General features: G+C 70.8%; 19 protein-coding genes and 2 tRNA genes. 12 read left to right on the top strand and 9 right to left on the bottom strand.

All coding sequences use genetic code 11. The features are described from left to right. Positions 1–160: 160 nt before the first annotated feature. Both rsgA and AC3AOF_RS12705 read right to left on the bottom strand, forming a co-directional pair. Positions 161–1,183, bottom strand: coding sequence for a ribosome small subunit-dependent GTPase A (gene rsgA, locus AC3AOF_RS12710; RefSeq protein ID WP_488348720.1), 1,023 nt, complete (start codon positions 1,181–1,183; stop codon positions 161–163). 102 nt (positions 1,184–1,285) lie between these two features. After that, positions 1,286–3,061, bottom strand: a complete 1,776-nt coding sequence (locus AC3AOF_RS12705) for a glucan ABC transporter ATP-binding protein/ permease (RefSeq protein WP_488348719.1) — start codon at positions 3,059–3,061, stop codon at positions 1,286–1,288. A gap of 276 nt (positions 3,062–3,337) precedes the next feature. Between AC3AOF_RS12705 and AC3AOF_RS12700 the strand changes: the two genes are divergently transcribed. The 3 genes from AC3AOF_RS12700 (at position 3,338) to AC3AOF_RS12690 (ending at position 6,775) form a co-directional block, all read left to right on the top strand. Continuing rightward, positions 3,338–4,111 (top strand): motility protein A, encoded by a 774-nt coding sequence (locus AC3AOF_RS12700; RefSeq protein WP_236990455.1) that lies wholly within the window; start codon positions 3,338–3,340, stop codon positions 4,109–4,111. Positions 4,112–4,178: 67 nt separating this feature from the next. Then, the gene (locus tag AC3AOF_RS12695) at positions 4,179–5,009 is read left to right on the top strand and encodes an OmpA/MotB family protein (protein ID WP_236990456.1); all 831 of its coding nucleotides are present in this window, start codon (positions 4,179–4,181) and stop codon (positions 5,007–5,009) included. A 239-nt stretch (positions 5,010–5,248) separates the two neighbouring features. Further along, a complete protein-coding gene (locus AC3AOF_RS12690) occupies positions 5,249–6,775 on the top strand; it encodes a GGDEF domain-containing protein (RefSeq protein ID WP_488348718.1) in 1,527 nt (508 codons plus the stop codon). A gap of 26 nt (positions 6,776–6,801) precedes the next feature. Here the strand turns inward: AC3AOF_RS12690 and AC3AOF_RS12685 are convergent, their stop codons facing one another. Together AC3AOF_RS12685 and AC3AOF_RS12680 are read right to left on the bottom strand one after the other, a co-directional pair. After that, on the bottom strand, positions 6,802–7,317 hold the full coding sequence (locus AC3AOF_RS12685; RefSeq protein WP_236990458.1) for a CAP domain-containing protein: 516 nt from the start codon (positions 7,315–7,317) through the stop codon (positions 6,802–6,804). Beyond that, positions 7,314–9,977, bottom strand: a complete 2,664-nt coding sequence (locus AC3AOF_RS12680; RefSeq protein WP_488348717.1) for a DUF3772 domain-containing protein — start codon at positions 9,975–9,977, stop codon at positions 7,314–7,316. Before AC3AOF_RS12680 ends, AC3AOF_RS12685 begins: the two co-directional genes overlap by 4 nt. Positions 9,978–10,611: 634 nt before the next feature. On the opposite strand from AC3AOF_RS12680, the gene AC3AOF_RS12675 reads away from it, so the two are divergent. From AC3AOF_RS12675 to AC3AOF_RS12660, 4 genes are all read left to right on the top strand, one after another. Continuing rightward, the gene (locus AC3AOF_RS12675) at positions 10,612–11,160 is read left to right on the top strand and encodes an HNH endonuclease (RefSeq protein ID WP_488348716.1); all 549 of its coding nucleotides are present in this window, start codon (positions 10,612–10,614) and stop codon (positions 11,158–11,160) included. 79 nt (positions 11,161–11,239) lie between these two features. After that, complete coding sequence (locus tag AC3AOF_RS12670) at positions 11,240–11,869, top strand: Uma2 family endonuclease (RefSeq protein ID WP_488348715.1); 630 nt, start codon at positions 11,240–11,242, stop codon at positions 11,867–11,869. Positions 11,870–11,979: 110 nt separating this feature from the next. Continuing rightward, entirely contained in the window at positions 11,980–12,378 is a 399-nt protein-coding gene (locus AC3AOF_RS12665; RefSeq protein WP_488348714.1) for a hypothetical protein, read from the top strand. 143 nt (positions 12,379–12,521) lie between these two features. Beyond that, positions 12,522–13,202 carry a DUF4142 domain-containing protein gene (locus AC3AOF_RS12660; RefSeq protein WP_488348713.1) on the top strand — a complete coding sequence of 227 codons (681 nt, stop codon included), beginning with the start codon at positions 12,522–12,524 and terminating at the stop codon, positions 13,200–13,202. Positions 13,203–13,317: 115 nt separating this feature from the next. Here AC3AOF_RS12660 and AC3AOF_RS12655 read toward each other — a convergent pair whose 3' ends face one another. The 3 genes from AC3AOF_RS12655 to lipB all read right to left on the bottom strand — a co-directional run bounded on the left by AC3AOF_RS12655 (position 13,318) and on the right by lipB (position 16,485). Then, a complete protein-coding gene (locus tag AC3AOF_RS12655; RefSeq protein ID WP_488348712.1) occupies positions 13,318–14,313 on the bottom strand; it encodes a TIM44-like domain-containing protein in 996 nt (331 codons plus the stop codon). 189 nt (positions 14,314–14,502) lie between these two features. Further along, positions 14,503–15,630: an ATP-binding protein gene (locus AC3AOF_RS12650; RefSeq protein ID WP_236990464.1), complete on the bottom strand. Its 1,128-nt coding sequence runs from the start codon at positions 15,628–15,630 to the stop codon at positions 14,503–14,505. 138 nt (positions 15,631–15,768) lie between these two features. After that, positions 15,769–16,485, bottom strand: coding sequence for a lipoyl(octanoyl) transferase LipB (gene lipB / locus AC3AOF_RS12645; protein ID WP_236990465.1), 717 nt, complete (start codon positions 16,483–16,485; stop codon positions 15,769–15,771). 60 nt (positions 16,486–16,545) lie between these two features. Here lipB and AC3AOF_RS12640 point away from each other — a divergent pair, with 60 nt between their 5' ends. From AC3AOF_RS12640 to AC3AOF_RS12630, 3 genes are all read left to right on the top strand, one after another. Then, positions 16,546–16,851: a FliM/FliN family flagellar motor switch protein gene (locus tag AC3AOF_RS12640; RefSeq protein WP_203154711.1), complete on the top strand. Its 306-nt coding sequence runs from the start codon at positions 16,546–16,548 to the stop codon at positions 16,849–16,851. A gap of 123 nt (positions 16,852–16,974) precedes the next feature. Continuing rightward, positions 16,975–17,059, top strand: a tRNA-Leu gene (locus AC3AOF_RS12635). A 189-nt stretch (positions 17,060–17,248) separates the two neighbouring features. Then, positions 17,249–17,333, top strand: a tRNA-Leu gene (locus tag AC3AOF_RS12630). Between the two features lie 661 nt (positions 17,334–17,994). On the opposite strand, the gene AC3AOF_RS12625 is transcribed toward AC3AOF_RS12630, so the two are convergent. Both AC3AOF_RS12625 and AC3AOF_RS12620 read right to left on the bottom strand, forming a co-directional pair. Continuing rightward, complete coding sequence (locus AC3AOF_RS12625) at positions 17,995–18,774, bottom strand: ABC transporter permease (protein WP_236990466.1); 780 nt, start codon at positions 18,772–18,774, stop codon at positions 17,995–17,997. A 100-nt stretch (positions 18,775–18,874) separates the two neighbouring features. Next, positions 18,875–19,450: a peroxidase-related enzyme gene (locus AC3AOF_RS12620; protein ID WP_488348984.1), complete on the bottom strand. Its 576-nt coding sequence runs from the start codon at positions 19,448–19,450 to the stop codon at positions 18,875–18,877. A 221-nt stretch (positions 19,451–19,671) separates the two neighbouring features. On the opposite strand from AC3AOF_RS12620, the gene AC3AOF_RS12615 reads away from it, so the two are divergent. Together AC3AOF_RS12615 and bluB are read left to right on the top strand one after the other, a co-directional pair. Then, positions 19,672–24,534 (top strand): NAD-glutamate dehydrogenase, encoded by a 4,863-nt coding sequence (locus AC3AOF_RS12615; RefSeq protein ID WP_488348711.1) that lies wholly within the window; start codon positions 19,672–19,674, stop codon positions 24,532–24,534. Further along, on the top strand, positions 24,531–25,166 hold the full coding sequence (gene bluB, locus AC3AOF_RS12610) for a 5,6-dimethylbenzimidazole synthase (RefSeq protein WP_236990469.1): 636 nt from the start codon (positions 24,531–24,533) through the stop codon (positions 25,164–25,166). The genes AC3AOF_RS12615 and bluB overlap by 4 nt, the downstream gene beginning before the upstream one ends. Positions 25,167–25,261 lie beyond the last annotated feature (95 nt).

The following is a 25,261-nucleotide window of genomic DNA, read 5'->3' as shown; positions in this document are numbered from 1 at the left end:
TTTCGCCGATCGGCGATCGGGCAAACGCATTTTTTCGGCGCGGGAGCGTCGGCTGCGATCGACGGCGTTGGTTCGAAGTCCGATCGGCTTGCCCGAGACCTAATCGATGCGCCGCCAGCGTGAGCCGCTCACCGCGGCCCGGGCCGCTGATAGGACATGCCTACCCGCCGCCACCCCGTCGGCCGCGGGGGCCGGCGGGGGCCGGCGTGTTGTCCTGGTTTTCATCGAGGAGCTTGCGCCAGCGGGTCAGGCGCTCGGGGTTGATCGCGCCGTCGGCGATGGCGGCCTGCACGGCGCAGCCGGGTTCGTGCGCGTGCGTGCAGTCGCGGAACCGGCACGAGGGGGCAAGTTCGGTGATCTCGGCGAACAGCGTTGCGATCCCGTCCTCGGCGCCGCTGACGTGCAGCGTTCGCATCCCCGGCGTGTCGATCACCCAGCCGCCCCCCGCGATGGCGTGCAAGGACCGAGAGGTCGTGGTGTGGCGTCCCTTGGCATCGTGTTCGCGAATCGCCCCGGTTTCCTGGGGAAGCGCCTGCCCGGGACCCGCGAGCGTGTTCACCAGGGTCGATTTGCCGACACCGGACGAGCCGACCAGCGCGAGGGTCTGCCCCACCCCGCACCACGGGGCCAGCGTGTGTGCCGCCTCCGGGCGCCGGGGATTGACAGTCACGACGTCGAGCCCGCGCTGCAACTCGGCGGCCTGACGGCGGTAGGCGTCGCCATCGGCCGCCATGTCGGCTTTGGTGAGCAGGATCACCGGATTGGTGCCGCCCTGGTTGGCCAGAGCCAGATAGCGCTCGAGGCGGGCCTGGTTGAAATCGGCGTTGCAGGAGGTGACGATGAACAGCGTGTCGACATTGGCTGCGGCGGGCTGCAGCGCCCGGCTGCCTTCGACGCGCCGCTCCAGGACCGTCCTCCGGTTCAGGCGGCGATGGAGCATCCGGGTTCGAGGATGAACCAGGACCCAGTCGCCGACGGCGAAGTCACCGGTGTTCGTATGGACGGGAAGCGTCAGCTCGACCGGTCCCTCCACCGACAGGGCGCTCAGCCGTGAGCGGTGAACCATGGCAATCCGCATGGGAGCGAGATCGGTCTCGTGCGGCTCACGCTGCTCCTCGAAGAAGGTGAGCCAGCCCAGGCTCGCCAGCGGCGTAAGGGGGAGGAGGTGGGAAAGATCGGTCACCCGTCTGCCATGACATGACCCCGGTCTCGTGACCAGCAGCTCGCAAGCTCGACCAGCGATGCGGGAAGGGGCAGGCGCACCTGCCCCTCGGAACACATGTCCTCACGCCGCCAGGGCGTACTCGTCCGGCTCCGGCGCCGCCATGAACTGGGCCCGGGCGAGGTCGGCGAAGCGGCCGCCCTCGGCCACCAGGTCCTCGAACGTGCCGCTCTCGACGATCCGTCCCTCGTGGAAGACCAGGATGCGGTCGGCGTCCCGGATGGTCGACAGGCGGTGGGCGATCACGAAGGTGGTGCGTCCCTCCATCACTGCTTCCAGCGCGCCCTGGAGCTTGCGCTCGGTGGCGGCGTCGAGGGCACTGGTCGCCTCGTCGAGGATCAGGACCGGCGGGTTCTTCAGGAGCGCCCGGGCGATCGAGAGCCGCTGGCGCTCGCCGCCCGACAGCGAGCGGCCGCGCTCGCCGATGACCGTGTCGAGCCCGTCGGGCTGGCGCGCCATGAATTCCGAGGCCTGGGCCCGCTCGAGCGCGTCGAGCATCTCGGCGTCGGTGGCGTCGGGCCGGCCGACCTGCAGGTTCTCGCGGATCGAGCGGGCGAACAGCATCGGCTCCTGGAATACCACGCCGATGTTGTGGCGCAGCGACGAGAGGCCGATGTCGCGAAGATCCTCGCCGTCGATGCGGATCGTGCCGGCATCCGGGTCGAAGGCGCGGTGGAGGAGGCCGAGCGTCGTCGACTTGCCCGAGCCGGTGGTACCGACGAGCGCCACGGTCTCGCCGGCCCGCGCCGTGAACGACACCCCGTCCAGCGCCGGGCGGCGGCCGTCATAGGAGAAGCGCACGTCCTCGAACGACACGTCGCCGGAGAGCCGCGCCACTGACCTAGCGCCGGGCCGGTCGTGGACGGCGGGCACGGTGTCGAGGATGTCGAAGAATTCCTGCATCTTGGGCGCCTGCAGGAAGAGGCTGTTGACGAAGGCGACGACCTGGTCGAGCCGGGCGACCAGCATGGTGGCGAGGCTCATGAACGAGACCACGTCGCCGACGGTGGCCAGGCCGTGGCCGTGCAGCACGATGCCGGTGACGAAGATCGCCGTCATGGTCAGGGTCGCCGAGGCGCGGGTGGCGACGGAGGCGAGCGCCCACCAGGACAGGACCGGGATCTGCGCGGCGAGCAGGTCGCGGATGATGCCGTGCATCGCCTCCTTCTCGGCCTTGGCGCGGGTGAAGGACTGGATCACCGCGACGTTGCCGAGCGCGTCCGAGGCATGGGCCGCGAGGCCCGAATGGTAGGCCTCGACCTGGCCTTGCAGCGTCTCGGTGCGGCGTAGGACGAAGGTGGTGAGCGCGGTGAACACCACCATCAGGGCGACCAGGATCGAGCCGAGCTGCCAGTTGAGGAACAGCGTCATCGGCAGGAGCACGACGAGGGAGACGAGCGCCGCGCAATGATCGCGGAAGAAGCCGAGCCAGGTCGCCGCCATGCCGCTCGTGCCCTCCAGCATCGCCTTCAGCACCCGGCCCGAGTGGTTGGCCGAGTGGAAGGCGAGCGGCAGGTCGAGGACGTGCTCGAAGTAGTTCGCCATCGCCGACAGCCGGCTGCGATGGGTGAGCCGGTCGGCATGGAGCGCGATCAGGACCCCGGCGCCGATCGAGAAAAGCCCGAAGCCCACCCAGGCGCCGACGAGGAGAAGCAGGCTCGACGTGCCGGCGCCGCCGGCCGGCAGGTGGGTGAGTCGGTCGATGATGCGGCCGAACAGCACCGGCTCGGCGAAGGCCGCCACTGCCAGCGCGATGTTGGCGGCGGCCAGAAGCGCCCCGAGGCGCAGATCGGACCCGAGCTGGCCCATGACCCGAACGTAGAGCCTGATCAACCGCATCGACGGTGAACCCTGATGAGATGCCCTTGTGTGCGGACCGGGCCCTCGCCCACCGCCTGCCCCGCGCGCGGCCTGTTGTGGCGGCCGTTCGATCGCATGGTCATGTGTATGACTGTGTCTCGCTGAACGGCGCATGACGGCGCGGGCGCCGGGTTCGGCATTTTTACCGTTCGTTGAGCCTGTTCGCCGTAATCTCCGGGCCAGGACACACGCGACGGTCGGGACCGCGCCCTGCGACCGGGGCCGCGCGACGACGCATGAAGGGGCCGAGTTCAGATGGATATCGCAACCGGCGCCGGCCTCGTCGGCGGCATCGCGGTCGTGTTCGTGCTCATCATGATCGATGGCGGCAACTTCGCCGCCTATTTCGACAAGCACGCGGTGATCGTGATCTTCGGCGGCGCCACCGCCGCCACCATGCTGCGCTTCCCGTTCTCGGTCATCGTCCACGGCGTGCCGATGGGCCTGCGCTACGCCTTCAACATGCGGGCGATCCGGCCGCGCGAGCTGATCGACGAGATCACCAAGATCGCCGACGTGGTGAAGCGCTCGGGCCCGATGGCGATCGAGAACCTCGAGATCTCGGACCCGTTCCTGGCGCAGGGCGTGCGCTACATCGCCGACGGCTACGACCGCGAGTTCATCCGCGACACGATGGAGCGCGACCGCGACAACTTCCTGATGCATCTCGACGAGGGCTCGAAGGTCTACCGCGCCTTCGGCGACTGCGCCCCGGCCTGGGGCATGATCGGCACGATTCTCGGCATGGTGACGATGTTCGCCAACATGTCCGATCCCTCGAAGCTCGGCCCCGCCATGGCGACCGCCTTGCTCGCCACCCTCTACGGCGCGCTCATCGCCAACATGATCACCCTGCCGATCGCCGACAAGCTGCACGTCAAGCTCGAGGAGGAGGACGTGTCGCGCACCCTCATCATCGACGGGGTGCTGCTGATCCGCGACTCGAAGAGCGCCTCGCTGGTGCGCGAGATGCTGATCGCCTACCTGCCGCACAATCACCGCGACGAGATGGCCGCCGAGGCGGCCTGACGCATCGTGACGAGACGGCCGCCCGAGGCGGCCCGACGCCTGCGCGCCCTTCGAGGAGACCTGAGCGGTGGCTAGAAAGAAGCGCGGGGCCCATGGCGGCCACGGCTGGTTCGTGACCTTCGCGGACCTGATGGCGCTGTTGATGAGCTTCTTCGTCATGATCGCCGCCTACTCGACGCAGGACCAGAAGAAGCTCCAGGCGGTGGCCGGCTCGATGCGCGACGCCTTCGGCAACAACCGCGAGTCGCGCTTCAACGGCATCATCGAGAAGGCCGGCCTGCCCGGCGCGACCAAGCCGCGCGACACCCGCGACATCGCCCCCGAGCAGGCGACCGACAAGCCCGAGCCGCCCAGCCCCGACGAGGTGCTGGCCAATGGGACCCAACGCAACTCCTACAAGGACGGGTTCGGCCTGGCGGTGACGTCCCTGCGCCAGGCGTTGCAGGACCTGCCGGAGATCGCCGAACTGTCGAAGAGCATCGTGATCGAGGTGACGGCACGGGGCCTCGACATCTCGCTGGTCGACCAGGACAACCGCTCGATGTTCCCGGAAGGCTCGACCCGGCCGAACGACCGCACCCGCCAGGTGCTGGAGCGGATCGTGCCCACCCTGCGCCGGCTGCCCAACCGCATCGCGGTGACCGGCTACACCGCCGCCGACCGCCCCGGCCGCCGCCCCGCCGCCCCGCCCTGGGAGCTGTCGGCCGGCCGTGCCGTCAGCGTGCGCGAGATCCTGGCCGGCAACGGCCTGCCGGGCGACCGCTTCGCTTCCGTGTCAGGCAAGGCCGATACCGAGCCGCTGTTCCCGGATAATCCGTACCTGCCGGCCAACCGCCGGGTGACGGTGACGCTTCTCAACGAGGCGCCGCCGACGCCGCGGGGGGTGGGATTTCCGTAAGGTCGAGCCTCGTGTGGGGTCCTTCAGTCAGGCCCGGAGGCAAGGGGAAGACGTTGTCAAGGAGCGACGAAACCCGCACGACATAAGCCGTGAGAACTTGGGCCCTATCGCTGAAGCATGATAACCCGAGCCACGATCTGACCTGAAGCGGACATGGCTCGAAGCAGGCGGTGCCGCCTCGCCGCAGGCCCGACGACAAGGCCTGTCCACCGCGCCAAGGCCGCCCGAGAGTCCGCCGCATGCATCTTCCGACTGCGTCCTCCTTCGGCTCGTCCGAGGCGACCGAGCCCGGGGAGTGGGCCCGGCGGGCCGTTCGGGATTTCTGCTGGGCCGCGGCGATCATCCTGCCCTGCGCGCTGTTCTCCGCCTTGTTGACCCGGCTGCTGGGCCCGCTGTCGCTGTTCTGGCCGGCGAATGCCGTCCTGCTCGGCATGCTGCTGCGCAATCCCGGACGCGCCACCGGAGCGGGGTGGCTGGGGGCCTTCGTCGCCTACCTGGCGGCGGATCTGCTCGCCGGCACCGGCTGGCTCGCGAATCTGTGGCTCAACGGCGCCAACATGGCCGGCGTGGCGGCGGGCTACCGGGCGGCGGCACGCTGCTTGCCGGTCGGCGCGCGCCGGCTCGACCAGCCGCGCACCATGCTGTCGCTGCTGATCGTCTGCCTCGCCAGCGCCGGGGCCGAGGCGGCCATCGGCGGCGCGGCCGGCCCGGTGCTGTTCGGGCGGCCTCTGCTGCCCAGCCTGCTCGACTGGTTCCACGGCCAGGTCGCCATCGACATCCTCCTGCTGCCGCTCTTCCTCACCGCGCCGCAACCTGGGTCAGCGCGGCGCCTGCTGGCGGAGTTGTGGCCGTCGCGCCGGTGGCACTTCCCCGACATCCTGCCGGTCGTCGCCCTCGTTGCGTCCCTGGCCCTCGCCATTCTGCTCGGCGGACCGGGCGTCCTGGCCCTGCCGGTTCCGGCGCTGATCTGGTGCGCGCTGCGCTACCCGGTGTTTCCGACGATGGTGCTGACGGCGCTCCTGAGCACCGCCCAGCTCTTCGCCATCGCCCTGGGGCTGCTGCGGCTGCCGGACATCAACCTGCTCTACATCAACGCCATGCTGTCGGCGCGCCTCGGCATCGCCCTGGTGGCGCTCGGGCCGATGGCGGTGGCCATCGTCAACGCGGCGCGCAACGACCTGCTGCGCCGGCTCGACCACGTCGCCCGCTACGACCACCTGACCGGGGTTCTGCAGCGTGGGGCCTTCCTCGAACGCGCCGGCGCGCTGCTGGCCGAGCTGCCCGCAGCGGGCCGGCCGGCGGCGGTGCTGATGATCGACATCGACCATTTCAAGCAGATCAACGACCGGTTCGGCCACGCCCAGGGCGACCGGGTGCTGGTCGCGGTGGCTGCATTGCTGCGAGCGGGCTTGCGCGAAGACGCGGCCTTGGGACGGCTCGGCGGCGAGGAATTCGCCATTCTCCTGCCCGGCAGCGGCGCGGCGGAGGCCTGGATGACCGCCGAGCACCTGCGGCTGCGGGTGGCGGCCTTGTCCCTCCCGGGCGAGGACCATGCGGGCGGAACGCACCTGCCGCTTGCAGGGCTGAGCGCCAGCTTCGGCGTCGCGACCTGCGAGGCCGGCCTGCCGCAGGCCCTGGATGCGCTGCTCGCGCAGGCCGATGCCGCGCTCTACGCCGCCAAGGCGGCCGGGCGGAACCGGGTGGAGAGCGCCGCGGTGGCCCGCACGCGAGGGGAGAGCGACCGGGCATCGCCCCATCTCCCCTGACTGCCATCCGGGCGGGCTGAGGGCGATTACTTCGCCACCAGCAAGGCCCAGTACACCTTGTACTTCGACCCCGGCGCATAGGCCGTCGCGATCCCCATCCGGGTCGCCGTCGGATCGAGCATCACCGCGTTGTGGGACGGGCTCTCGCGCCACCCCGAGAACGCCTCGGCCAGGGTGTGATAGCCGGCCGAGAGGTTGGCGGCCGGCTCCGGATAGCCCATCCGGGCCGCCACGGTCTTGACGATATCCGCTTGGCTCGGGCGGCCGGCGGCGGCCATCGCGGCGGTCTCGGTCTCGGCGAGGCGCTGGAGGCCGGGATCGAGGGCGAGCGGAGGCAATCCCTTGTTGCTGCGATAGGCGGCGATCATCGCCTGGGCCGCGCCGGCATCGATCTGCGCCCCCGTCGCCGCCATCGGCCAGTACAGGCTCGGTCCCGCCGCCCCGGTCGAGACCCGCGTCGCCTCGCTCGCCGAGCAGGCGGCGAGGGAAAGCGGCAGGGCCAGCAAGGCGATACGCTTCAGCGCGGCGGGAAGGAGGATCACGGCACGGTCTCGGGGGTTTTGCGACGCTCGGCCTCGGGCTCGGGACGGGCCTCGTTCCGGGATTCGGGGCGCAGCGCGGCAGGGGTCGTCATGCGGGCGATCTGCCCCATGGCGTCCTGCATCGCGTCCAGCCCCTGAACCGTGACGATGCTCGCACCGGGTCCGAGATTGGGGATCAGACCCTCCTCCGACAAGGTCTTGAACACCGCGAAGTTGAGGTCGCTCTGCACTTTCGCCTGCGAGCCGACGTCGGTGATCATCGCGATCAGCTCGAATTCGAGGAAGGGATCGCCGATCTTGCGGAACACCACACGGGGCGGCGGCTCCTTCAGCACCTCCGCATGGGCCTTGGCGCAACCGGCGATCAGCTCGGCGGCGTGGACCGGGTCCTGGTTGCGCAGGACGCTGACCGTAATGGTGACCCGGCCGGTGCGGTCGCCGCGCACCCGGTTCTTCACCACGCCGGAGATCAGGTTCGAGTTCGGCACGATCACCGCCGAGCGGTCGAAGGTCTGGATCTCGGTCGAGCGCACGCTGATGCGGCGGACATAGCCTTCGTTGTCCCCGATCACCACCAGGTCGCCGACCCGGATCGGCCGCTCCCAGAGCAGCAGCAGGCCGGAGACGAAGTTGTTGACGATCGATTGCAGGCCGAAACCGATACCGACCGACAGGGCACCGGCGACGATGGTGAGCTTTTCGAGGCTCAGGCCCAGATACGAGAAGGCGAGCGCCAGGGTGAGCAGGAAGCCGACATAGCCGCTCACCGTCGAGATCGAGTTGCGCAGGCCCGGATCGAGATCGGTCGCCGGCAGGTAGGTATTCTCGAGCCAGCGCTGGATCGCCTTGGTGATGACGAGACCGAGCGTGAACAGCCCGAGCGCGAGGGCGATGGTCGAGAGCGAGATCGTCACCCCGCCCACCGTGAAGCCGAAGAACGCGGCCTGGGCCCAGGAGAAGATGTCGGTCGAATCGACGCCCCAGGAGGCCAGCAGCAGCACGCCCGCGGCGGTGAGCAGCAGCACCCGGACGAAGCCCGAGATCAGCACCGCGATCTGGTTGAGCGAGCGCTTGCGCAGGCCGGTATTGGCCTGGAGCGCCGTGGCGATGCGGGAATCGTCCTGGAGGGCCGAGCTGACCACCGCGTCGACGCTCGAGATCGCCAGGTAGAGGATCGCCGCGGCGATCGCGGTCCACATCAGCTGGTCGATGAGGAACGACGACAGGGCGATGTAGCCGACCAGCGCCGAGACGCCGATCGCCGCCACCACGATCCAGCCGAGGATGCGCAAGGGGCCGCCGATGCCGGTCGTCGATTCGGCCGCGATGTAGGGGCCGAGGCAGGCCTCGTCGGTCTCCTCGGCCCGCGCGGCGAACCGGCGCAGGCCCTCGGCCAGCACCACGGCGACCACCGCGGCGAAGACGCCCTTGGTGACGATGGTGATCGGCAGGCTGAGCGAGATGCCCTCGTTCAGGCCCTCGATGGTGCGCCCGACCGCGATCACCGAGGCGATGGCGATGATCAGGCGGTTCAGCCGCTCGGCGGTGGCGTCGGTCATCGCGACGAGGCGCCAGGCCGGGCGGTCGGGCGAGAGGAGCGCATCGGCCATCGCCTCGACCACCGCCACGAAGGCGAGCGAGGCGACGATCCGGTGGGCGGCCGGCAGCAGGCGCAGGGGCAGCAGCTCGGTGACGTCGAGGGTGTAGCCGACGAGGAAGCTGCCGAGCACCGCCGGCACCGCGCCGACGAGGAAGACCCGCCAGGCCGCCATCACCCGGGCGTAGCGGGTCGGCTGCGCGGTCTTGGACGAGCGGTGGCCGACCCGCGGGGCGATGTGCCGGCGCCCGACATACAGCGCCACCGAGACGCCGATCGCCAGCGCGAGCAGGAACAGGTTGAGCGCCGTGCCCCGGCGCTGGACCTGGACGACCGAATCGTCGAGGGAGGATTTCAGCGCCCGGAAGTCGCGGGCGTAGTCGCTGGTGGCCCGCATCCACAGGTTCGGGCTCACCAGGCCGTCGGTGCGCTCGAACAGGGCGCGGGTGAAGGCGGCGCGGCGGCGGTTGCTGATCTGGTCGGTGATCTGCTCGCTCTGCACCAGGAGCGAGCGGGCGAGCCGCAGGGTGTCGTCGATCTCGGCGACGCCGGCCTCGCGCTGGGCCCGCTCCTGCGCCACGTCGGCACCCTCGGGCTCCTTGGGCTTGGGCCCGAGCTGGTTCAGCCGCTCCTTGGCCGCATCCAGCCGGGGCCCGAGATGGTCGACGACCTGGCGCAGACGATCGGCCACCGGCGGGATGCCCTCGCGCAGGAGGGCGAGGTCGTCCTTGTTCAGCTCCCGGTGGGTCAGGGCCTGCTCGCGCTGGTCGAGGTCCGCCTTCTCGGCGTCGAGCTGGGCGCGGATCTGCTTGATCTGCTCGGAGATCGGGGTCTGCGGCGGAGGTTTGGGCGCTTCCGCAGGTGCGGCGGGTGCGGCGGCGGGCTGGCCGGCGGCGGGTTTCGCATCCGCCTTGGCAGCCGGCGCCGGTGCCGGGGCCTGCGCGACCGTCGCCCGCTCGGGCTTCGCCGCATCGGGCTTCGCGACGTGTCCCTGCGCCGCCGCGAGCCCGGGGCTCAGCAGCACGGCCGCCAGGGCGATCGTCCATCGGCGAAGCTGTCTCATGCGCAATCCTTCTCACCCGCGTGTCGGGCTCGTCTCCCGGCGGCCCGGTCTGGTCGGTCATCCGGTCGGCCATGGCGGGACGCCCGGCGCGTCGGCCGGCGATCCTCGCGATGGGGTCGGTTCGAGCCTTCTACCTAGGTCATCCGCCCGGACGGGGAAACCGGACGAGGGACGACGAGGCCGGTGGCGGCATCGCGGATCAATGGGGCGAAAATCCGGGCCGGGCGGACCCTCGCGCGGCGGGAGGCCGGCCGGCGGATGCCGCGCGGGCAGCGAATTCGTGTGAGGCGTGACGAGACGCCCCGCCGCGAAACCTTCACAACCCTGTCATGCTGCTATTAGACTAAGCCTCAATGGACACGGCCTTTTCGTCTCGCTGCGGGAGGATGTCGGTGATCGCCCCTCATCAGCAGCCCGGACGGCGCCCGGATCGCATTCCGGCCGCGCCCCCCGGCGTCCGCGCCCCGAGCGGCCGCGGCGGGCATCCGCCTTGTCCTCCGACTCTTCCCCCCACTCTCCCCGACCGGCTCGGAGGATAGGCGATGGTCCCCATCTCCTCTCCTGGCGAGCGACGCGAGGACCGGCACCGTGCCGGCCCCCCTCGCTGCGGTCGGCCCGTCGCCAGGGCAGGATGATGCTGGACCTTCAAACCCTCGTGCTCAACGCGGATTACCGGCCGCTCTCGTACAATCCGCTCTCGCTGTGGTCGTGGAAGGACGCGTTCACGGCCCTGTTCCTCGACCGCGTCACCCTGGTGGCGAGCTACGACGTCGAAGCGCGTTCGCCCAGCCGGTCCCTGCAGGTGCCGAGCGTGGTGGCGCTCAAGAGCTACGTCGCCATGGCGCGCAGCCCCGCCTTCACGCGCTACAACATCTACCTGCGCGACACGTTCTCGTGCCAGTATTGCGGCCTGCGCCTGCCGTCGGGCGGCCTGACCTTCGACCACGTGGTGCCGCGCTCCCGCGGCGGCCAGTCGAGCTGGGAGAACGTGGTCGCGGCCTGCAGCCCGTGCAACCTGCGCAAGGCCAACCGCACTCCCGAGGAGGCCGAGATGCCCCTCCTCAACGAGCCGCGCCGGCCGAGCCGCCACGAGCTGCACCGCCGCCAGCCGGAATTCGACCACCGCCAGTACCACCACACATGGATCGACTACCTGTACTGGGACAGCGAGCTGGAGACCTGAGCGGGCGGCGGGCCGGCCTGGACCGGTCGCAAGGAGGAGCGGAACCATGCCTGTCGCGGCGGTCGCGCGCGCATCCCGGATGTCGGGACTAGAGTTCCGCGCCTTTCAGGCGGAGCGGCCGGATGACGAGCGCTGGGAACTGATCGAGGGGGTTCCGGTCATGATGACGCCGCCCCTCATGGAGCACAACGTCATCGCGACGAACCTCCAGACCCTGCTCAACGCCGCGCTGCGGGACCACGACGAGAGCCTCTACGCCGTCCAGCGGCCGGGCATCGAGTTCCCCTGGCCCCGCTCCATCCTGGTAGAGATGGAGCGGAACGGCGCCTATAAACCAGAGCCCGATGTCGCGGTGGTCGCCTACGACGACGTGGTCGGGGGCAAGCGCTTCACCGACGCGGCGACCCTGCTCGCCGAGGTGGTCTCCAGCACCGACGAGGACCTGACGCCGGTCAGCGGCGCGCGCTGGATCGACGTGAAGGTCCGGCTCTATCGCGAGCATGGCCCCTGCCGGGCCATCCTCGTCGTGGAGCAGGAGCGCGTGCACGTGACGCTGCATGCCCGCGAGGCCGGCGGCTGGACCTGCCGGGTGCTGACCGGCCTCGGCGACGATCTCGCGATTCCGTCGATGGGTCTCGCCTGCAAGGTGGGGGACCTCTACCGGGACACGCGCTGGCAGCCACGCCGCACTCGCCCGCATCGAACCTGACCGGTTGACCGCGCGACACCCTGGAGGGACCGGCGCGGATTGCGCTACACGCTGGACGCTTGTCCCGTCGAGGCCGCGCCGTCGCGCGGCCCGCCAGCGCCGAAAGCCGCATGCCGCACACGACCGTGACCGACGCCCCCGCGCCCACCGCGCCCACTGCGCCCACCCGCCGCCGCCGTGACTGGCCCGGGCTGTTCCTGCGCGCCGTGCTCTCGCTGTTCCTGGGCCTGCCGCTCGGCGGCGTGCTCTTCGCCCTGACGGGGCTCGGGATCGCCCTCGTCAACGGCGACCCGATCCTGCAGCATCCCTGGCTGCTCGCCTTCCGCACCCTGGCGGCGGCCGTCTCCTACGTGTTCCTGGGCGGCTTCGCCTGGACGCCGGAGGGCGGCTACGAGAGCATGCACGCCTGGTACGCCGCCGGCGTGGTGCTGGCCTTCGTCCTGATGAGCCGGCCGTGGCGGCGCTGGACCCGGCGCAGGCAGCCGGAGCCCTGGCCGCGGCGGGCCTGAGGCGCGATTCGCATCTGCGCGATATCGCCGCGGGCGCGGACCGGAACGCGGCACGACGGAACACCGGTCGGGCGGGGAAATTACTCCCCCCGAGCATCCGAGGCGGCAGCGCCGGGATGCGTGCCCTCCCGGGAGCCTCATCCATGCACCGTCGCGACGTCCTGGTCAGCCTGCTCACCGCCACCGCGTCCCTCGCGGTCACCCGCACCGCCGTGGCGCAACCGATACCGGCCGGCGCCATGCCGACGCCCGTCTACCTGGCGATGGCCACCAAGGGCGGCCTCTTTCTCGAGAGCACCGCACGCGACGCCTTCGCCAAGACCGACAATCCGCGGGTCAAGAAGTTCGCGCGGGCGGAGGTGACCGAGCAGGTCACGCTCGCCAACAAGATCGATCGGGTGACCGGCGGCACGATCGCGGTGCCGGTCGGCGGCGGCCAGCCCGGTCCGGGTGGGCTCGTCGGCGGCCTGGTGGCGGCGCCGCTCGCGGTCGCGGGTGGGGTAGCTGGCGCTGCGGCCGGCACCGTCGGCGGTGTGCTCGGGGTTCCCGGAGGTGCGTCTCCCAGCGGCATGACCTCGGACGAGCAGAAGGCGCAGATCCAGGCGCAGCTCTCCGGAATGCAGGGCGGTCCGCAAAACGACGCCGCCTTCGTCAACGCCTCGCTCCAGGGCCACCGGGAGGCGATGGCAGTCCACGGCACCTACGCGCAGAGCGGCGAGGATCTGGCCCTGCGCCGCATCGCCCAAGGGGCCCTGCCGCTGATCCGGCTGCACATCTCGCAGCTCTCCCAGATGCAACGGATGATGGGCGGAGGCGAGGGCTGAGCGGCCGGATGCCGCCCCGTCACGTAACGAAAAAAGAAAAGCCCCCGATCCGGGCGGGATCGGGGGCTCCGCTCTGAGGGCAGCGGGAAGAGATGCGCTCCCCGCGACCAAACCGTTACCGGGTTTGCTGGATGGCCGAGACCACCCATTCGCCGCCGCGCTGGCGCATGAAGGTCCAGACCTCCGTCGCCTCGGAGGGGTTGGTCTCGACGACCTGCCCGTTGGCCCGGCTGATCAGCGCGTCGCGCAAGGTGTAGCGCATCGCCACGGTGGCGTAGTCGACCGGACCCTCGCGCCAAGCCTCGGCGAGGTCGCCCTGCTGCAGTTTCACGTCGGCAATCTTGTTGACCACGCCGCGGGCGGCGTTGGCCCTGATCTCCTCGCCGAAATACCCGAACATCTCCGGCGTGGTGAGGCGGCGCAGGGTGGCGGCATCCTCGGCGCCGTAGGCGAGCTGGACCTGGGTCAGCGTGCGCTCGAAGGCGTCGAAATCCTGCGGGCCGATGCCGACCTCGTCGCGCTGGGGCGGGCGACCTTGCGCGGCAGCCCCACCACCGGCATTCGCGCCGAGACCGGCACCGAGGCCACCAAGGCCTCCGCCGAGACCACCGCCCAGCCCGCCACCGAGCGGGCCGCCGGGGCCGGCAGCCGGGCCGCTGCGGTGATAGGCGCCCGCCATGGCCGGTTCTTCCCGACGACGGCGCAGGAAGCGCATCACCAGCATCACCACGCCGACCAGCAGGCCGACCTGGAGCAGCAGGCCGAGGAACGAGGCGATGCCGCCAAGGCCGCCGAAGAAGCCGCCGCCGATCAGGGCGCCGAGCAGACCCGCACCGAGCAGGCCGGCGAAGAAGCCGCCGCCGAAGCGCCGCTGCGGCGCCGCAGGCGCGCCCATCGACGAGCCGGGCTGGGTCATCGAGCGCTGCATCGGTGCTGCGGCGCCCGGAGCGGTCGTCGTCGGAGCCGGCGCCGAAAAGGTCTTGCTGCCGCGCGAGCCCATGGAGCCGCCGCCGCCGGGACGCGCCTCGCCGGGCGTCGCCGCCACGGCCATCAGGGCCGCCAGGCCGAGAGCCAGAGCCGTCCGGCGGCCGCGGGAGAAGGGGGTCATCATCGGTTCGTGTCGCCTCGTGCCATCACCAGTGAGGGGCGGCCCGCCCCTTAAGCCCGCATATGGGGGTGCGGGTGGCGCAGTAGAAGGGAGGCATCGCGCCGAATGCCTTCCGGATTCTCACTACACCCGATGAAGAGTCGCCGATCGGCGCCAGATCTGCCAAGCGATAAATTTTTGAGTTGACCGGGATTATCGTGCGGCGGCACTTCGTTGCGACCGCGGGGTCGCGGCAGCCGGGAAAGTGAGGCGCACCACCGTGCCCTCGCCGGGGCTGCTGCGCAGGGCGACGGCGCCGTTCTGGCGCTTGACCAGGGCGTTGAGGATGGCGAGCCCCGTGCCGCGGCCGGGCTCGCGGGTGGTGAAGAACGGCTCGAGCGCCCGGGCCAGCACCTCCGGCGGCATGCCGGCCCCGGTATCCGCCAGGGTGAGCGCGACGTGGCGCCCCGCCGCCCCGTCGGCGGCCACGCCCTCGCCGCCGTGGTTGCAGGTCTGAATCGTGACGCACCCGCCCGCCGGCATCGCCTCGGCGGCGTTGCGCAGCAGGATCTGCAGGATCAGCTCGGTCTGGATCGGATCGACGCAGGCGATCCACAGATCGCCGGCAAGATCGAGGTCGAGGGCGATCCCCTCCCCCAGGACGCCCAGCGCCCGCTCCCGGTAGTCGCGCAGCAGGCCGTTGAGGTCGACCGGCCGCGGCTCGGGCCGGTGCCTGCGCGAGAACGCGAGGAGGTGGCGGGTGAGCGACGACGCGCGCTCGGCGGCGTCGGTCGAACGGCTGAGCGCGCGCTGGACGAAGGCGTCCGGATGCTCGCCGAGGCGCCGGCGCAGGCCGTCGACGTAGCCGACCAGGATCTGCAGCAGGTTGTTGAACTCGTGCGCGACGCCGTTGGTAAGTTGGCCCAAAGCCTCGCGCCGCTCCGCCAGGCTGAGCGCCGCCTCGAGGTCGCGGCAGCGGGAGGTCTCGACGACCTGGACGAGGCTGCACGGCTCCGCCCCCGCCACCGGCGAGAGATGGAGGAGCGCCCAGAGCGTCGCGCCGTCGTGCCGGCGCAGCAGCACCTCGGCGCTCGCCGGCCCGTCGGCGGCAAGCAGCGCGCGCAACGCCACCTCGGCCTCCGGCTCGGCACCGAGGCCGGCGAGGCCGGCGGGCGCTTCCCCGAAGAGGGCGAGGGCGGCCGGGTTGGCGAAGCACACCGCGCCCGAGGGGCCGGGCGCGACCAGCAGGGACGGCAGGGGGGCGGCCGAGAGGACGGCGCGCAGGAGCCCGGCCTCCCCCGGCGCCTCAGCGGCCGGCACTGGCGCGGGGACATCCGTCACGGGCGGACCTCCGTGATGCGCGGGAAGGAAGCCCCCCTCGCGGCGGCCGCGGCATCGCCGCGGTCTCGGGGCCCATTCTAGAGCAAGTCCGGGCTGCGGGGAAACGGCGAGGCCCGGCGCCGGCCGGCTTAAGCCCGCTCATTCGTCGTCGACCAGCACCGTGGGCCCGAAGATCGCCTCGAAGCGCCCCCGCAGCACCGCATCGACCTCCGGCATCGTCACCGGCCGGCCGAGATCGACCAGGCTGGTGACGCCGTGCTCGCGCACGCCGCACGGCACGATGCCGGAGAAATGCGACAGGTCCGGCTCGACGTTGAGGCTGATGCCGTGGAAGGTCGTCCAGCGCCGCACCCGGATGCCGATCGCCGCGATCTTGTCCTCGACGCCCGGCCCCTTCTCCGGCCGGCGCACCCAGACCCCGACCCGGTCCTCCCGGCGCTCGCCCCGCACCGTGAAGGCGTCGAGGGTCGCGATCAGCCAGGCCTCGAGGGCGGCCACGTAGGCGCGCAGGTCCGGCCGACGCCGGTTGAGGTCGAGCATCACGTAGGCGACCCGCTGGCCGGGGCCGTGATAGGTGTATTGCCCTCCCCTCCCCGTGCGGTGGACCGGGAAGCGCTCCGGCGCCACCAGGTCGGCCTCCCTGGCGGAGGTGCCGGCGGTGTAGAGCGGCGGGTGCTCGACGAGCCAGACGCGCTCCAGGGCGCGGCCCTCTGAGATCGCGGCGGCCCGCGCCTCCATCGCGCCTTCCGCTTCGCGGTAGTCGAGGAGCGCGTCGCGAACGACCCACTCGACGGGGGGGCTGCCGGGGGCGGGCAGGAGGCTGCCGGGAGCGGTTCCGAGCCGGTCGTTTACCAAGGCTTCACCATAAGAGCAGATTGTTGTCGCATCGTCTCGTGGTCAGGGTGGGTGCGTCCGTTGGCGGTACTCGACATTCTCAAGGTGGACCTCGCGGTCGTGCTCGGGCAGACCCGGATGCCGATCCACATGCTGCTGCGCATGGGCCGCGGCGCGGTCATCGAACTCGACTCGACCGACTCCGATATGGTCGAGATCCTCGCCAACAACCACCCGATCGCCCGCGGGCAGATCGTGGTCACCGGCAACCGCATCTCCGTGGAGGTCACGGAGCTGATCCGCAAGGCCGAGGTGGTGCAGGAGCCCGGCATCCGCATCGGCGACGGCAGCGCCGGCCTGCTCGGCGCCCTGTCGGACGCCCTCTAGGCGAGAATGTTCGCCGGATCGATATCGGGGCGCTTGCGTCCCCGGGAGGGGACTGGTATTCGCAGCCTCGCTTCGGACGGGTCTCACCCCCGCCCCGCCGGCTCCGGCGAGAACAAGCGCTCCGCGGCCGTGGCGGAATTGGTAGACGCGCTAGCTTGAGGTGCTAGTTGGGCAACCAGTGGAGGTTCGAGTCCTCTCGGCCGCACCATTCATCCCGCGGGGTCCATGACCGCAGCGGGTTGGAATGGAAACCGGGTTCGGTGTGAGCATCTCGATCCTCGTCGAGAGTGTGAGCCGGGCGAGGTTGCCGACGAAGAGGGCCGCTCTGCTGCCCTGATGGTCATTGATGTAGGTTTTTCAGATTGGCTGGACCGGTTTTCGATGTCCGGCATTCTCCGCGGCCGTGGCGGAATTGGTAGACGCGCTAGCTTGAGGTGCTAGTTGGGTAACCAGTGGAGGTTCGAGTCCTCTCGGCCGCACCATCCTGCCGATGCGCAGGAAGGCCGGACCCGCTCATGAGGCAGGGTTCTCTCTCCGGAAGCCGAGCGCTCCGGAAACCGATCACCGGCTCTCTCACTGAGCGATCGACGCGCGGTCCGTCCGGCCGATGCAGGATATGCGTTCGGTCTGGTCGCCGGGCGGGACACCGTCAGGACGGCACTGCGGCGGCCCCGGACGTCTCCGCACGGCGCGCCTGCGGCGCCCCGTCCGCGAAGACCGGACATTCCGCCGATGCCCGCAACCCCCCTCGTACAGGTTTATCCGGAGGAAGAACCCTCGAGGGATCGAGCGCGGCACGTCCTCCGATGGGCGCGCGGCGGGGTACGCCGCAGCCGTGTGAGAAGTCCGCCGAGATCGGGCTTATCTCCCATCCACGACCTCATCTCGAGGCGCCTGCTCGGCAGGCCTCGGAGGCGCCTGCGCATTTTGTCCGACGACGCGGATAGCCCGGTTCGCCGCAGAACGTGATGCAAAATCGAATAGCCGGAGCAGCGGCGCGGTTCACCGACCTGTCGGTGGTCTACTGTGGAACGTAGGGGAATCGCACACCTCTCCCCGTCCCCGAACAGCCCTGCCCGCCGCGGGACGATCTGGCTGCGCGCGCATCCCCTCTCGTCCGTTGCGGCGTCGATGCACCCTGCCTCAGTTGTAGAAGCGCGGCACGATGAAACGGATACCCAGAAGACCGGCCATCAACAGCGTTCCGCACACCATGAGCACGTACAGGATCGACGCATCCGCACCGTAACCCGGATAGAACGACGACCGGCAGACCTTGACGATATGCATCAAGGGATTCCACTGCACGTATTCGTAGATGACGGCAGGCATCGATTCGGTCACAAAGACGACGCCGCTAGTAAAATACATGATAAGCATTGGAACGATGACGCCGATCTGCCACGGCGGAAATATTTGCGATATAAAAACATTCAAAAACCCCAATGACAGAGCAAAGCATAACGCAAGCAGCATGGCTTCACAAAATGCAAACGCATCATGCGGAAGGACCTGCGCACCGCAACATGCCGCGATGAAGAATACCAAGAAAATACTGAGGCTGCTGGTACAGATTTCGACGAGAGCGCGCGACATGACGACGTCGAAGAATTTGACTTGCGGAAAATAAATGAGCTGCTTGTTCTGGAGGGGACCCTCCATCATCTTTCGGGCCGTATAGTTCATGATGATATACGGCGACAACCCGGAGACGGCAAACAGCACGATGCTGTCGCCGATCGGCGTCGGCATGTGCCGGACGGCGTAGAAGCCGGTGATGACGAGGACGTGGGCGCAGGGCCATCCGACGGCGATGCAGTAACCCCACATCGTGCCGCCGAAGCGGGTGCGGATGTCGCGCAGCATGAGTGCGCCGAGCACGTCCAGCTGGACCTCGAGCGCCGACTTCGCCTGGTACGCCATCCACCGCTCCCGCTCGGTCGACGACGCAAGGGAGCGCCCCCGACCCGGTTCATGCATCGGCAGCGCCCTTACGCCGACAATGCGGCAACCGGGTGACCGGTCAGGCCTCGTCCGGACCAGGCAAGGCCCTCGCCTCGCCGTGGTAGGAGCGGTTCGGGCGCATGTCGACGGCCGAGGCCATGCGGTTCGACATGTTGAAGAAGCTCGCCACCGCGGAGATGTCCCACAGGTCGCGCTCGGAGAAGCCGGCATCGCGCAGGGCCTCGCGGTCCTCCTCCTCGATGGTCCAGGGCGCCTCGGTGAGCGCCACCGCGAAGTCGAGCATGGCGCGATGGCGGGGCGAGAGGTCGGCGGCGCGGTAGTTCATCGCCATCATCTCGCCCAGCACCGGATCGCCCGAGAGGCTGCGGACGGCGGCACCATGCGCGGTGAGGCAGTAATAGCAGCGGTTCACGCTCGACACCGCCACGGCGATCATCTCGCGCTCCAGCTTCGACAGGCCGGAGGGCGCCAGCATCAGGTCGTTGTAGAGGGCGGCGAAAGCCTCGAGCTTGGCGGTGTCGTGGGCATAGGCCAGCAGCACGTTCGGCACGAAGCCGATCTTCTCGCGGCATTTGTCGAAATAGGCCCGCATCTCCGGCGACAGGTCGGGCGAGGGCGGGAGGTCGAGGGCCATCACCCGCTCCTCGGTCTCCTGCGGGACCGGCCGCTCGCCGGTCTCGGGCTTCCGTCCCGCCTTCGTCCTGCCGCCGCTCATGCCCCTGCCCTCCCGATCATCGTGCCTCAGCTATAGGCAGTTTGCCTCCGCAGAGCGAGGCCGGGCTTGCGGGGCTCCCGACGCTGTGCCACCGCTCCGCTCGCCCTCGGCAGAGGACGAGCAGAAGAGGAAGGCCGAACGTGGAACCCTCGACCGCGACCGCGACCCCCGAAGCGAAGGCCAGCCGAACCGACCTGATCGCCGCCGCGGCGGCATTGGCGGAGGACCGGGGGGGACCCGGCGGCTTCGTCCGCGACCTCTTCGGGCGCGTCGCGCCGGAGGACCTGACCGCCTATCCGCCCGAGGCCCTGGCCGACCTGGCGCTCGCCGCCCGCGCCCATCTCGCCGCGGCGCGGCCCGCCCGCACGATCAGCGCGGTGCGCCTCTCCGATAGCGAGGTGGAGCGGGACGGGCGCCGGCGCGACCTCACGGTCTTGGAGGCGGTCAACGCCAACCGGCCGTTCCTGCTCGATTCGACGCTCGCTGAGCTCGTCGCCCGCGGCTACCAGCCCCGCCTCGTCGCCCACCCGATCCTCGGCGTCGAGCGCGACGCGGACGGCGCCCTGGTGCGGGTCGTCGGCGAGACCACCGCACAGGAGAGCGGACCCGACGCCGAGGGCCTCGCCCGCGAGAGCTTCATCCACGTCCACCTCGACCGCATCGACGACGAAGCCGCCCGCGCGACGCTCGCCGCGAGCCTCGCCCGGATCTATGCCGACGTCGCCGTGACGGCGGCCGACCATACGGCGATGGTAGAGCGGCTCGCCGAGGCGGCGGCGGGGCTCGCCGAGGCGCCGGCGCCGCTGGCGCGCGAGGAAGTGTCGGAGGCCCGCGCCTTCCTCGACTGGCTGCGCGACGGGCATTTCGTGCTGCTGGGCCTGCGCGAGTACCGCGACCGGGACGGCGCCGACCATGCCGGCGTGACCGGCAGCGGGCTCGGCCTCCTGCGCGATCCCGCCATCGAGGTCCTGCGCCGCGGCGACGCCATGGTGGCGGTGACGCCGGAGATCCGCGCCTTCCTGGAGGGGCCGGAAGCGCTCCTCGTCACCAAGGCGAGCCTGCGCTCGCGGGTGCGTCGGCAGGCCCATCTCGACATGGTGGGGATCAAGCTGTTCGCGAGCGACGGGCAGCTCTCGGGCGAGTTGCGCCTCGTCGGCCTGTTCACCGGCAGCGCCTATGCGAGCCGGGCCGAGGAAGTGCCGTATCTCCGCCGCAAGGTCGCCCGGGTGGTCGCCAAGGCCGGCCTCGACCCGACGAGCCATGCCGGGCGCTCCCTCCTCCACGTCCTCGAGACCTATCCGCGCGACGACCTGTTCCAGATCGAGCCGGGCCTCCTCCTGCGCTTCGCGCTGGCCATCGTGTCGCTCGCCGACCGGCCGCGGGTGCGGGTGCTGGCAAGGCCCGACAAGTTCGGCCGCTTCGTCTCGCTGCTCGCCTACCTGCCGAAGGACCGCACCGACGCCCGGCTCCAGGCCCGGATCGGCGCCTACCTCGCGGAGGCCTTGGGCGGCCGGGTCTCGACCATCGCGCCGGATTACCCGGAAGGTCCGCTCGCGCGCCTCCACGTCATCGTGGCCACACCCGGCGCGCCGCCGGAGGAGATCGATGCCGGCGCGCTCGAGGCCGGCATCGCCGATCTCGCCCGCACCTGGGCCGATTCCCTGCGCGAGTCATTGAGCCAGAGCCGCGGCGGCGATGCCCGCGGCCTCGCCGCCGTCTATGCCGACGCCTTCCCGGCCGGCTATCGCGAGATGTATTCGGGCGCCCAGGCGCTCCCCGACATCGCCATCCTGGAGCGGATCTCGGAAGGCCAACCCCGGGCGGTCGACCTCTTCCGCCGCCCCGGCGACCCCGACACCCGGATCGGCCTGAAGGTCTTTTCCCGCGGCACCGCCCTGCCGCTCTCCGAGCGGGTGCCGGTCCTGGAGAATCTCGGCTTCCGGGTCATCGACGAGCGCTCCTACCGCCTCAAGCCGGAGGGTGCCGGCGCCCGGGTCTTCCTGCACGACATGGTGCTGGAGCGCGCCGGCGGCGGCCCGGTCGACGTGGCCGCCGTGGAAGGACCGGTCGAGGCGGCTTTGCTCGCGCTCGCCCGCGATCTCGCCGAATCCGACGCCTATAACCGCCTGGTGCTGGAAGCCGGACTCGGCTGGCGCGACGTGGCGCTCGTGCGGGCGCTCGGCCGCTACCTGCGCCAGTTGCGCATCCGCTACGGCCAGGACTATCTGGCGGCGACGCTGTCGCGCCATCCGGCCCTCGCCCGGCGCCTGGTGGCGCTGTTCTACGCCCGCTTCGACCCCCGCCTCGACGGCGACCGCGCCGCGCAGCAGGACGCCGTGCGGGCCGAGATCGAGGCGGATCTGGCGAACGTAACCAGCCTCGACGAGGACCGGATCCTGCGCCGCTTCGTCAACCTGGTCGAGGCGGCGCAGCGCACGAACTTCTTCCAGATCGGCCGCAACGGCCTTCCCCCCGAGACCATCGCGTTCAAGTTCCGCTGCGCGAAGGTCGACGGGATGCCGCTGCCCCGGCCGCTCTTCGAAATCTTCGTCTACAGCCCCCGCGTCGAGGGCGTGCACCTGCGCTTCGGCTACATCGCCCGCGGGGGCCTGCGCTGGTCGGATCGGCCGGAGGACTTTCGGACCGAGGTCTTGGGCCTCGTCAAGGCGCAGCAGGTCAAGAACGCCGTGATCGTGCCGGTCGGCGCCAAGGGCGGCTTCTTCCCCAAGCGCCTGCCCCCGACGAACGACCGCCAGGCCTGGATGCAGGAGGGCACCGAGAGCTACCGGATCTTCATCCGCACGCTGCTCTCGCTCACCGACAACATCGTCGACGGCCGGATCGTGCCGCCTCCCGCCACCGTGCGACACGACGAGGACGACGCCTACCTGGTGGTCGCCGCCGACAAGGGCACCGCCACCTTCTCGGACATCGCCAACGCCCTGTCGCTGGAGGCGCATCACTGGCTCGGCGACGCCTTCGCGTCGGGCGGCAGCCAGGGCTACGACCACAAGCAGATGGGCATCACCGCCCGCGGCGCCTGGGAGGCGGTGAAGCGCCACTTCCGCGAGGTCGATATCGACATCCAGGCCGAGCCGGTCACGGTCGTGGGCGTCGGCGACATGTCGGGCGACGTGTTCGGCAACGGCATGCTGCTGTCGCGCTGCCTGAAGCTGGTGGCCGCCTTCGACCACCGCGACATCTTCCTCGATCCCGATCCCGATCCGGCCGTCGCTTACGCCGAGCGCAAGCGCCTGTTCGATCTGCCCCGCTCGTCCTGGGCCGATTACGACCGGCAAAAAATCTCGGCCGGCGGCGGGGTGTTCTCGCGCCAGGCCAAGACCGTGCCGCTTTCGCCGCAGGTGCGGGCCCGCCTCGGGCTCGACCGGGCGGAGGCAACGCCGGCCGAGGTGATGCAGGCGATCCTGCGCGCGCCCGTCGATCTCCTGTGGTTCGGCGGCATCGGCACCTATGTCCGCGCGGCTGCCGAGAGCGACGACGAGGCCGGCGACCGGGCGAACGACGCGATCCGCATCACCGGCGCCGAATTACGCGCCCGGGTCGTCGGCGAGGGCGCGAATCTGGGTCTCACCCAGCGCGGCCGGATCGAGGCGGCGCGGCGCGGGGTGCGCCTCAACACCGACGCGATCGACAACTCGGCCGGCGTCAACACCTCGGACGTCGAGGTCAACATCAAGATCGCCCTCGCCACGCCCGAGCGCGACGGGCGGCTCAGCCCGGAAAGCCGCAACGCGCTCCTCTCCGGCATGACCGAGGCGGTGGCCGATCTGGTGTTGCGCAACAACCAGCTCCAGACGCTGGCCCTGTCGCTCGCCCAGCGCTCCGCCACGACCGAGACGGGCTTCGCCGCCCGGCTGATGCAGGGGCTGGAGGCCGACGGGCGCCTCGACCGCAACGTCGAGTTCCTGCCCTCCGATGCGGTGCTCGCCGAGCGGGCGCAGGGCGGCGAAGGCCTGACCCGGCCGGAACTGGCGGTGCTGCTCGCCTACGCCAAGCTGTCGCTGAAGGACGCGCTCCTCGACTCCGCGGTGCCGGACGATCCGTATCTCGCCCGGGAGCTGGAGCGGTCCTTCCCGCCGGTTCTGGTCGCCCGCTATCCCGACGCGGTCGAGAGCCACCGCCTGCGCCGGGAGATCATCGCCACGAGTCTCGCCAACGCCATCGTCAACCGCGGCGGGCCGACGCTCGTCAGCCGGCTGTCCGACGAGACCGGCGCCGAGGCCGCCGCCATCGCGGCCGCCTTCGCGGTGACCCGCGACGCCTTCGGGCTGATGGAGCTCAACAAGGCGGTGGACGGGCTCGACGGCGCGATCTCCGGCGACCAGCAGCTCGCGCTCTACGCCGAATTGCAGGACCTGCTGCGCCAGCGCATGGTCTGGTTCATCCGCAACGGCGAGGCGGCGCCGGGCGGCATCGAGGCGGCGGTGGCGCGTTACCGCGACGGCATCGCGGCGGTCTCCGCGGCCTTGCCGGGCGCCCTGCCGCCTGCCGCCGCCGAGGCCCTGGCCCGGCGTATCCGGACCCTGGTCGATCACGGCGTGCCCGACGCCCTGGCCTCCCGCCTCGCCGCGTTGGGCGAGCTGGGTGCGGCGCCGGACATCGTCCAGGTCGCCGAGGCGACCGGGCGCCCGCCGGCGGCGATCGCCGCGACGCATTTCGCGCTGGCCGACCTCTTCCGCCTCAATGCCCTCGCGGCCGCCGCCCGGGCGGTACCGGTGGCCGACACCTTCGACCGCATCGCCCTGGAACGCGCGATCTCCGGCATCGCCGGCGCCCACCGGGCGCTGACCGCCGAGGCCGCCGCCTTCGACGCGCAAGGCGCCGCCGCGGTCGAGGCCTGGGGCCAGGCCCGCGGCGCCTCGCTCGCCCGCATCCGCACCGCGGTCGCGGCCATCGCCGCCTCGGGCCTCACGGTCTCGAAGGTCTCGGTGGCGGCGAGCCTGCTCGGGGATTTGGCGCAGAAGGACTTGGCGCAGCGATGAGCGCGCCGGAATTCGGGGCGGACTTCCGGGCCCGCTTCGCGGACCTGGTCGCCTGGCGCCGCGACGTGCGGCGCTTCCGTCCCGATCCGGTACCGGAGGAGGCGTTGCGGGAGAGCCTGGCGCTCGCCTGCCTCAGCCCCTCGGTCGGCAACAGCCAGCCCTGGCGCTTCGTCCGGGTCTCGAACCCTGAGCGGCGCGCAGCGGTCGCGGCGAGCTTCACCCGCTGCAACGACGCGGCGGCGGCCTCCTACGACGACGCCCGGGCCAGCGCCTATCGCAGCCTCAAGCTCGCGGGCCTGCGCGAGGCGCCGGTGCATCTCGCGGTGTTCTGCGACGAGGCCACGGGGGCCGGCCACGGCCTCGGCCGGGCCACCATGCCGGAGATGCTGCGCTACTCCGCCGTCACGGCGGTCCACACCTTCTGGCTCGCGGCGCGCAGCCACGGCCTCGGCGTCGGCTGGGTCTCGATCCTGTGCCCCGAGGAGGTCGCCGCCGTCCTCGACGTGGCGCCGTCCTGGCGGCTCATCGCCTATCTGTGCGTCGGCTACCCGGTGGAGGAGCATGCCGACCCGGAACTGGTGCGGCACGGCTGGCAGGAGCGGCAGGAGGCGGGAACGATGACGGAGCGCTGAGCGCGGCGCAGACCCGGATTGCGCGGGCCGCACTTCCATACATACCAGTAGGTACAATAAAAGGATCGAGGCTGCTCGGGCAGCCGCGGAGACCT

The sequence above is a fragment of the Methylobacterium sp. 142-1Y genome (assembly GCF_057747795.1).
This window is presented reverse-complemented; position numbering and strand designations above follow the sequence as displayed.

Coding starts and splice junctions, on each gene's coding strand:
- bluB (WP_236990469.1), top strand. CDS start 24,531: ATGAGCGCGCCGGAATTCGGGGCGGACTTCCGGGCCCGCTTCGCGGAC.
- AC3AOF_RS12705 (WP_488348719.1), bottom strand. CDS start 3,061: ATGCGGTTGATCAGGCTCTACGTTCGGGTCATGGGCCAGCTCGGGTCC.
- AC3AOF_RS12655 (WP_488348712.1), bottom strand. CDS start 14,313: ATGATGACCCCCTTCTCCCGCGGCCGCCGGACGGCTCTGGCTCTCGGC.
- AC3AOF_RS12625 (WP_236990466.1), bottom strand. CDS start 18,774: ATGGCGTACCAGGCGAAGTCGGCGCTCGAGGTCCAGCTGGACGTGCTC.
- AC3AOF_RS12700 (WP_236990455.1), top strand. CDS start 3,338: ATGGATATCGCAACCGGCGCCGGCCTCGTCGGCGGCATCGCGGTCGTG.
- AC3AOF_RS12690 (WP_488348718.1), top strand. CDS start 5,249: ATGCATCTTCCGACTGCGTCCTCCTTCGGCTCGTCCGAGGCGACCGAG.
- AC3AOF_RS12665 (WP_488348714.1), top strand. CDS start 11,980: ATGCCGCACACGACCGTGACCGACGCCCCCGCGCCCACCGCGCCCACT.
- AC3AOF_RS12660 (WP_488348713.1), top strand. CDS start 12,522: ATGCACCGTCGCGACGTCCTGGTCAGCCTGCTCACCGCCACCGCGTCC.
- AC3AOF_RS12620 (WP_488348984.1), bottom strand. CDS start 19,450: ATGGCCCTCGACCTCCCGCCCTCGCCCGACCTGTCGCCGGAGATGCGG.
- AC3AOF_RS12680 (WP_488348717.1), bottom strand. CDS start 9,977: ATGAGACAGCTTCGCCGATGGACGATCGCCCTGGCGGCCGTGCTGCTG.
- AC3AOF_RS12675 (WP_488348716.1), top strand. CDS start 10,612: ATGCTGGACCTTCAAACCCTCGTGCTCAACGCGGATTACCGGCCGCTC.
- AC3AOF_RS12670 (WP_488348715.1), top strand. CDS start 11,240: ATGTCGGGACTAGAGTTCCGCGCCTTTCAGGCGGAGCGGCCGGATGAC.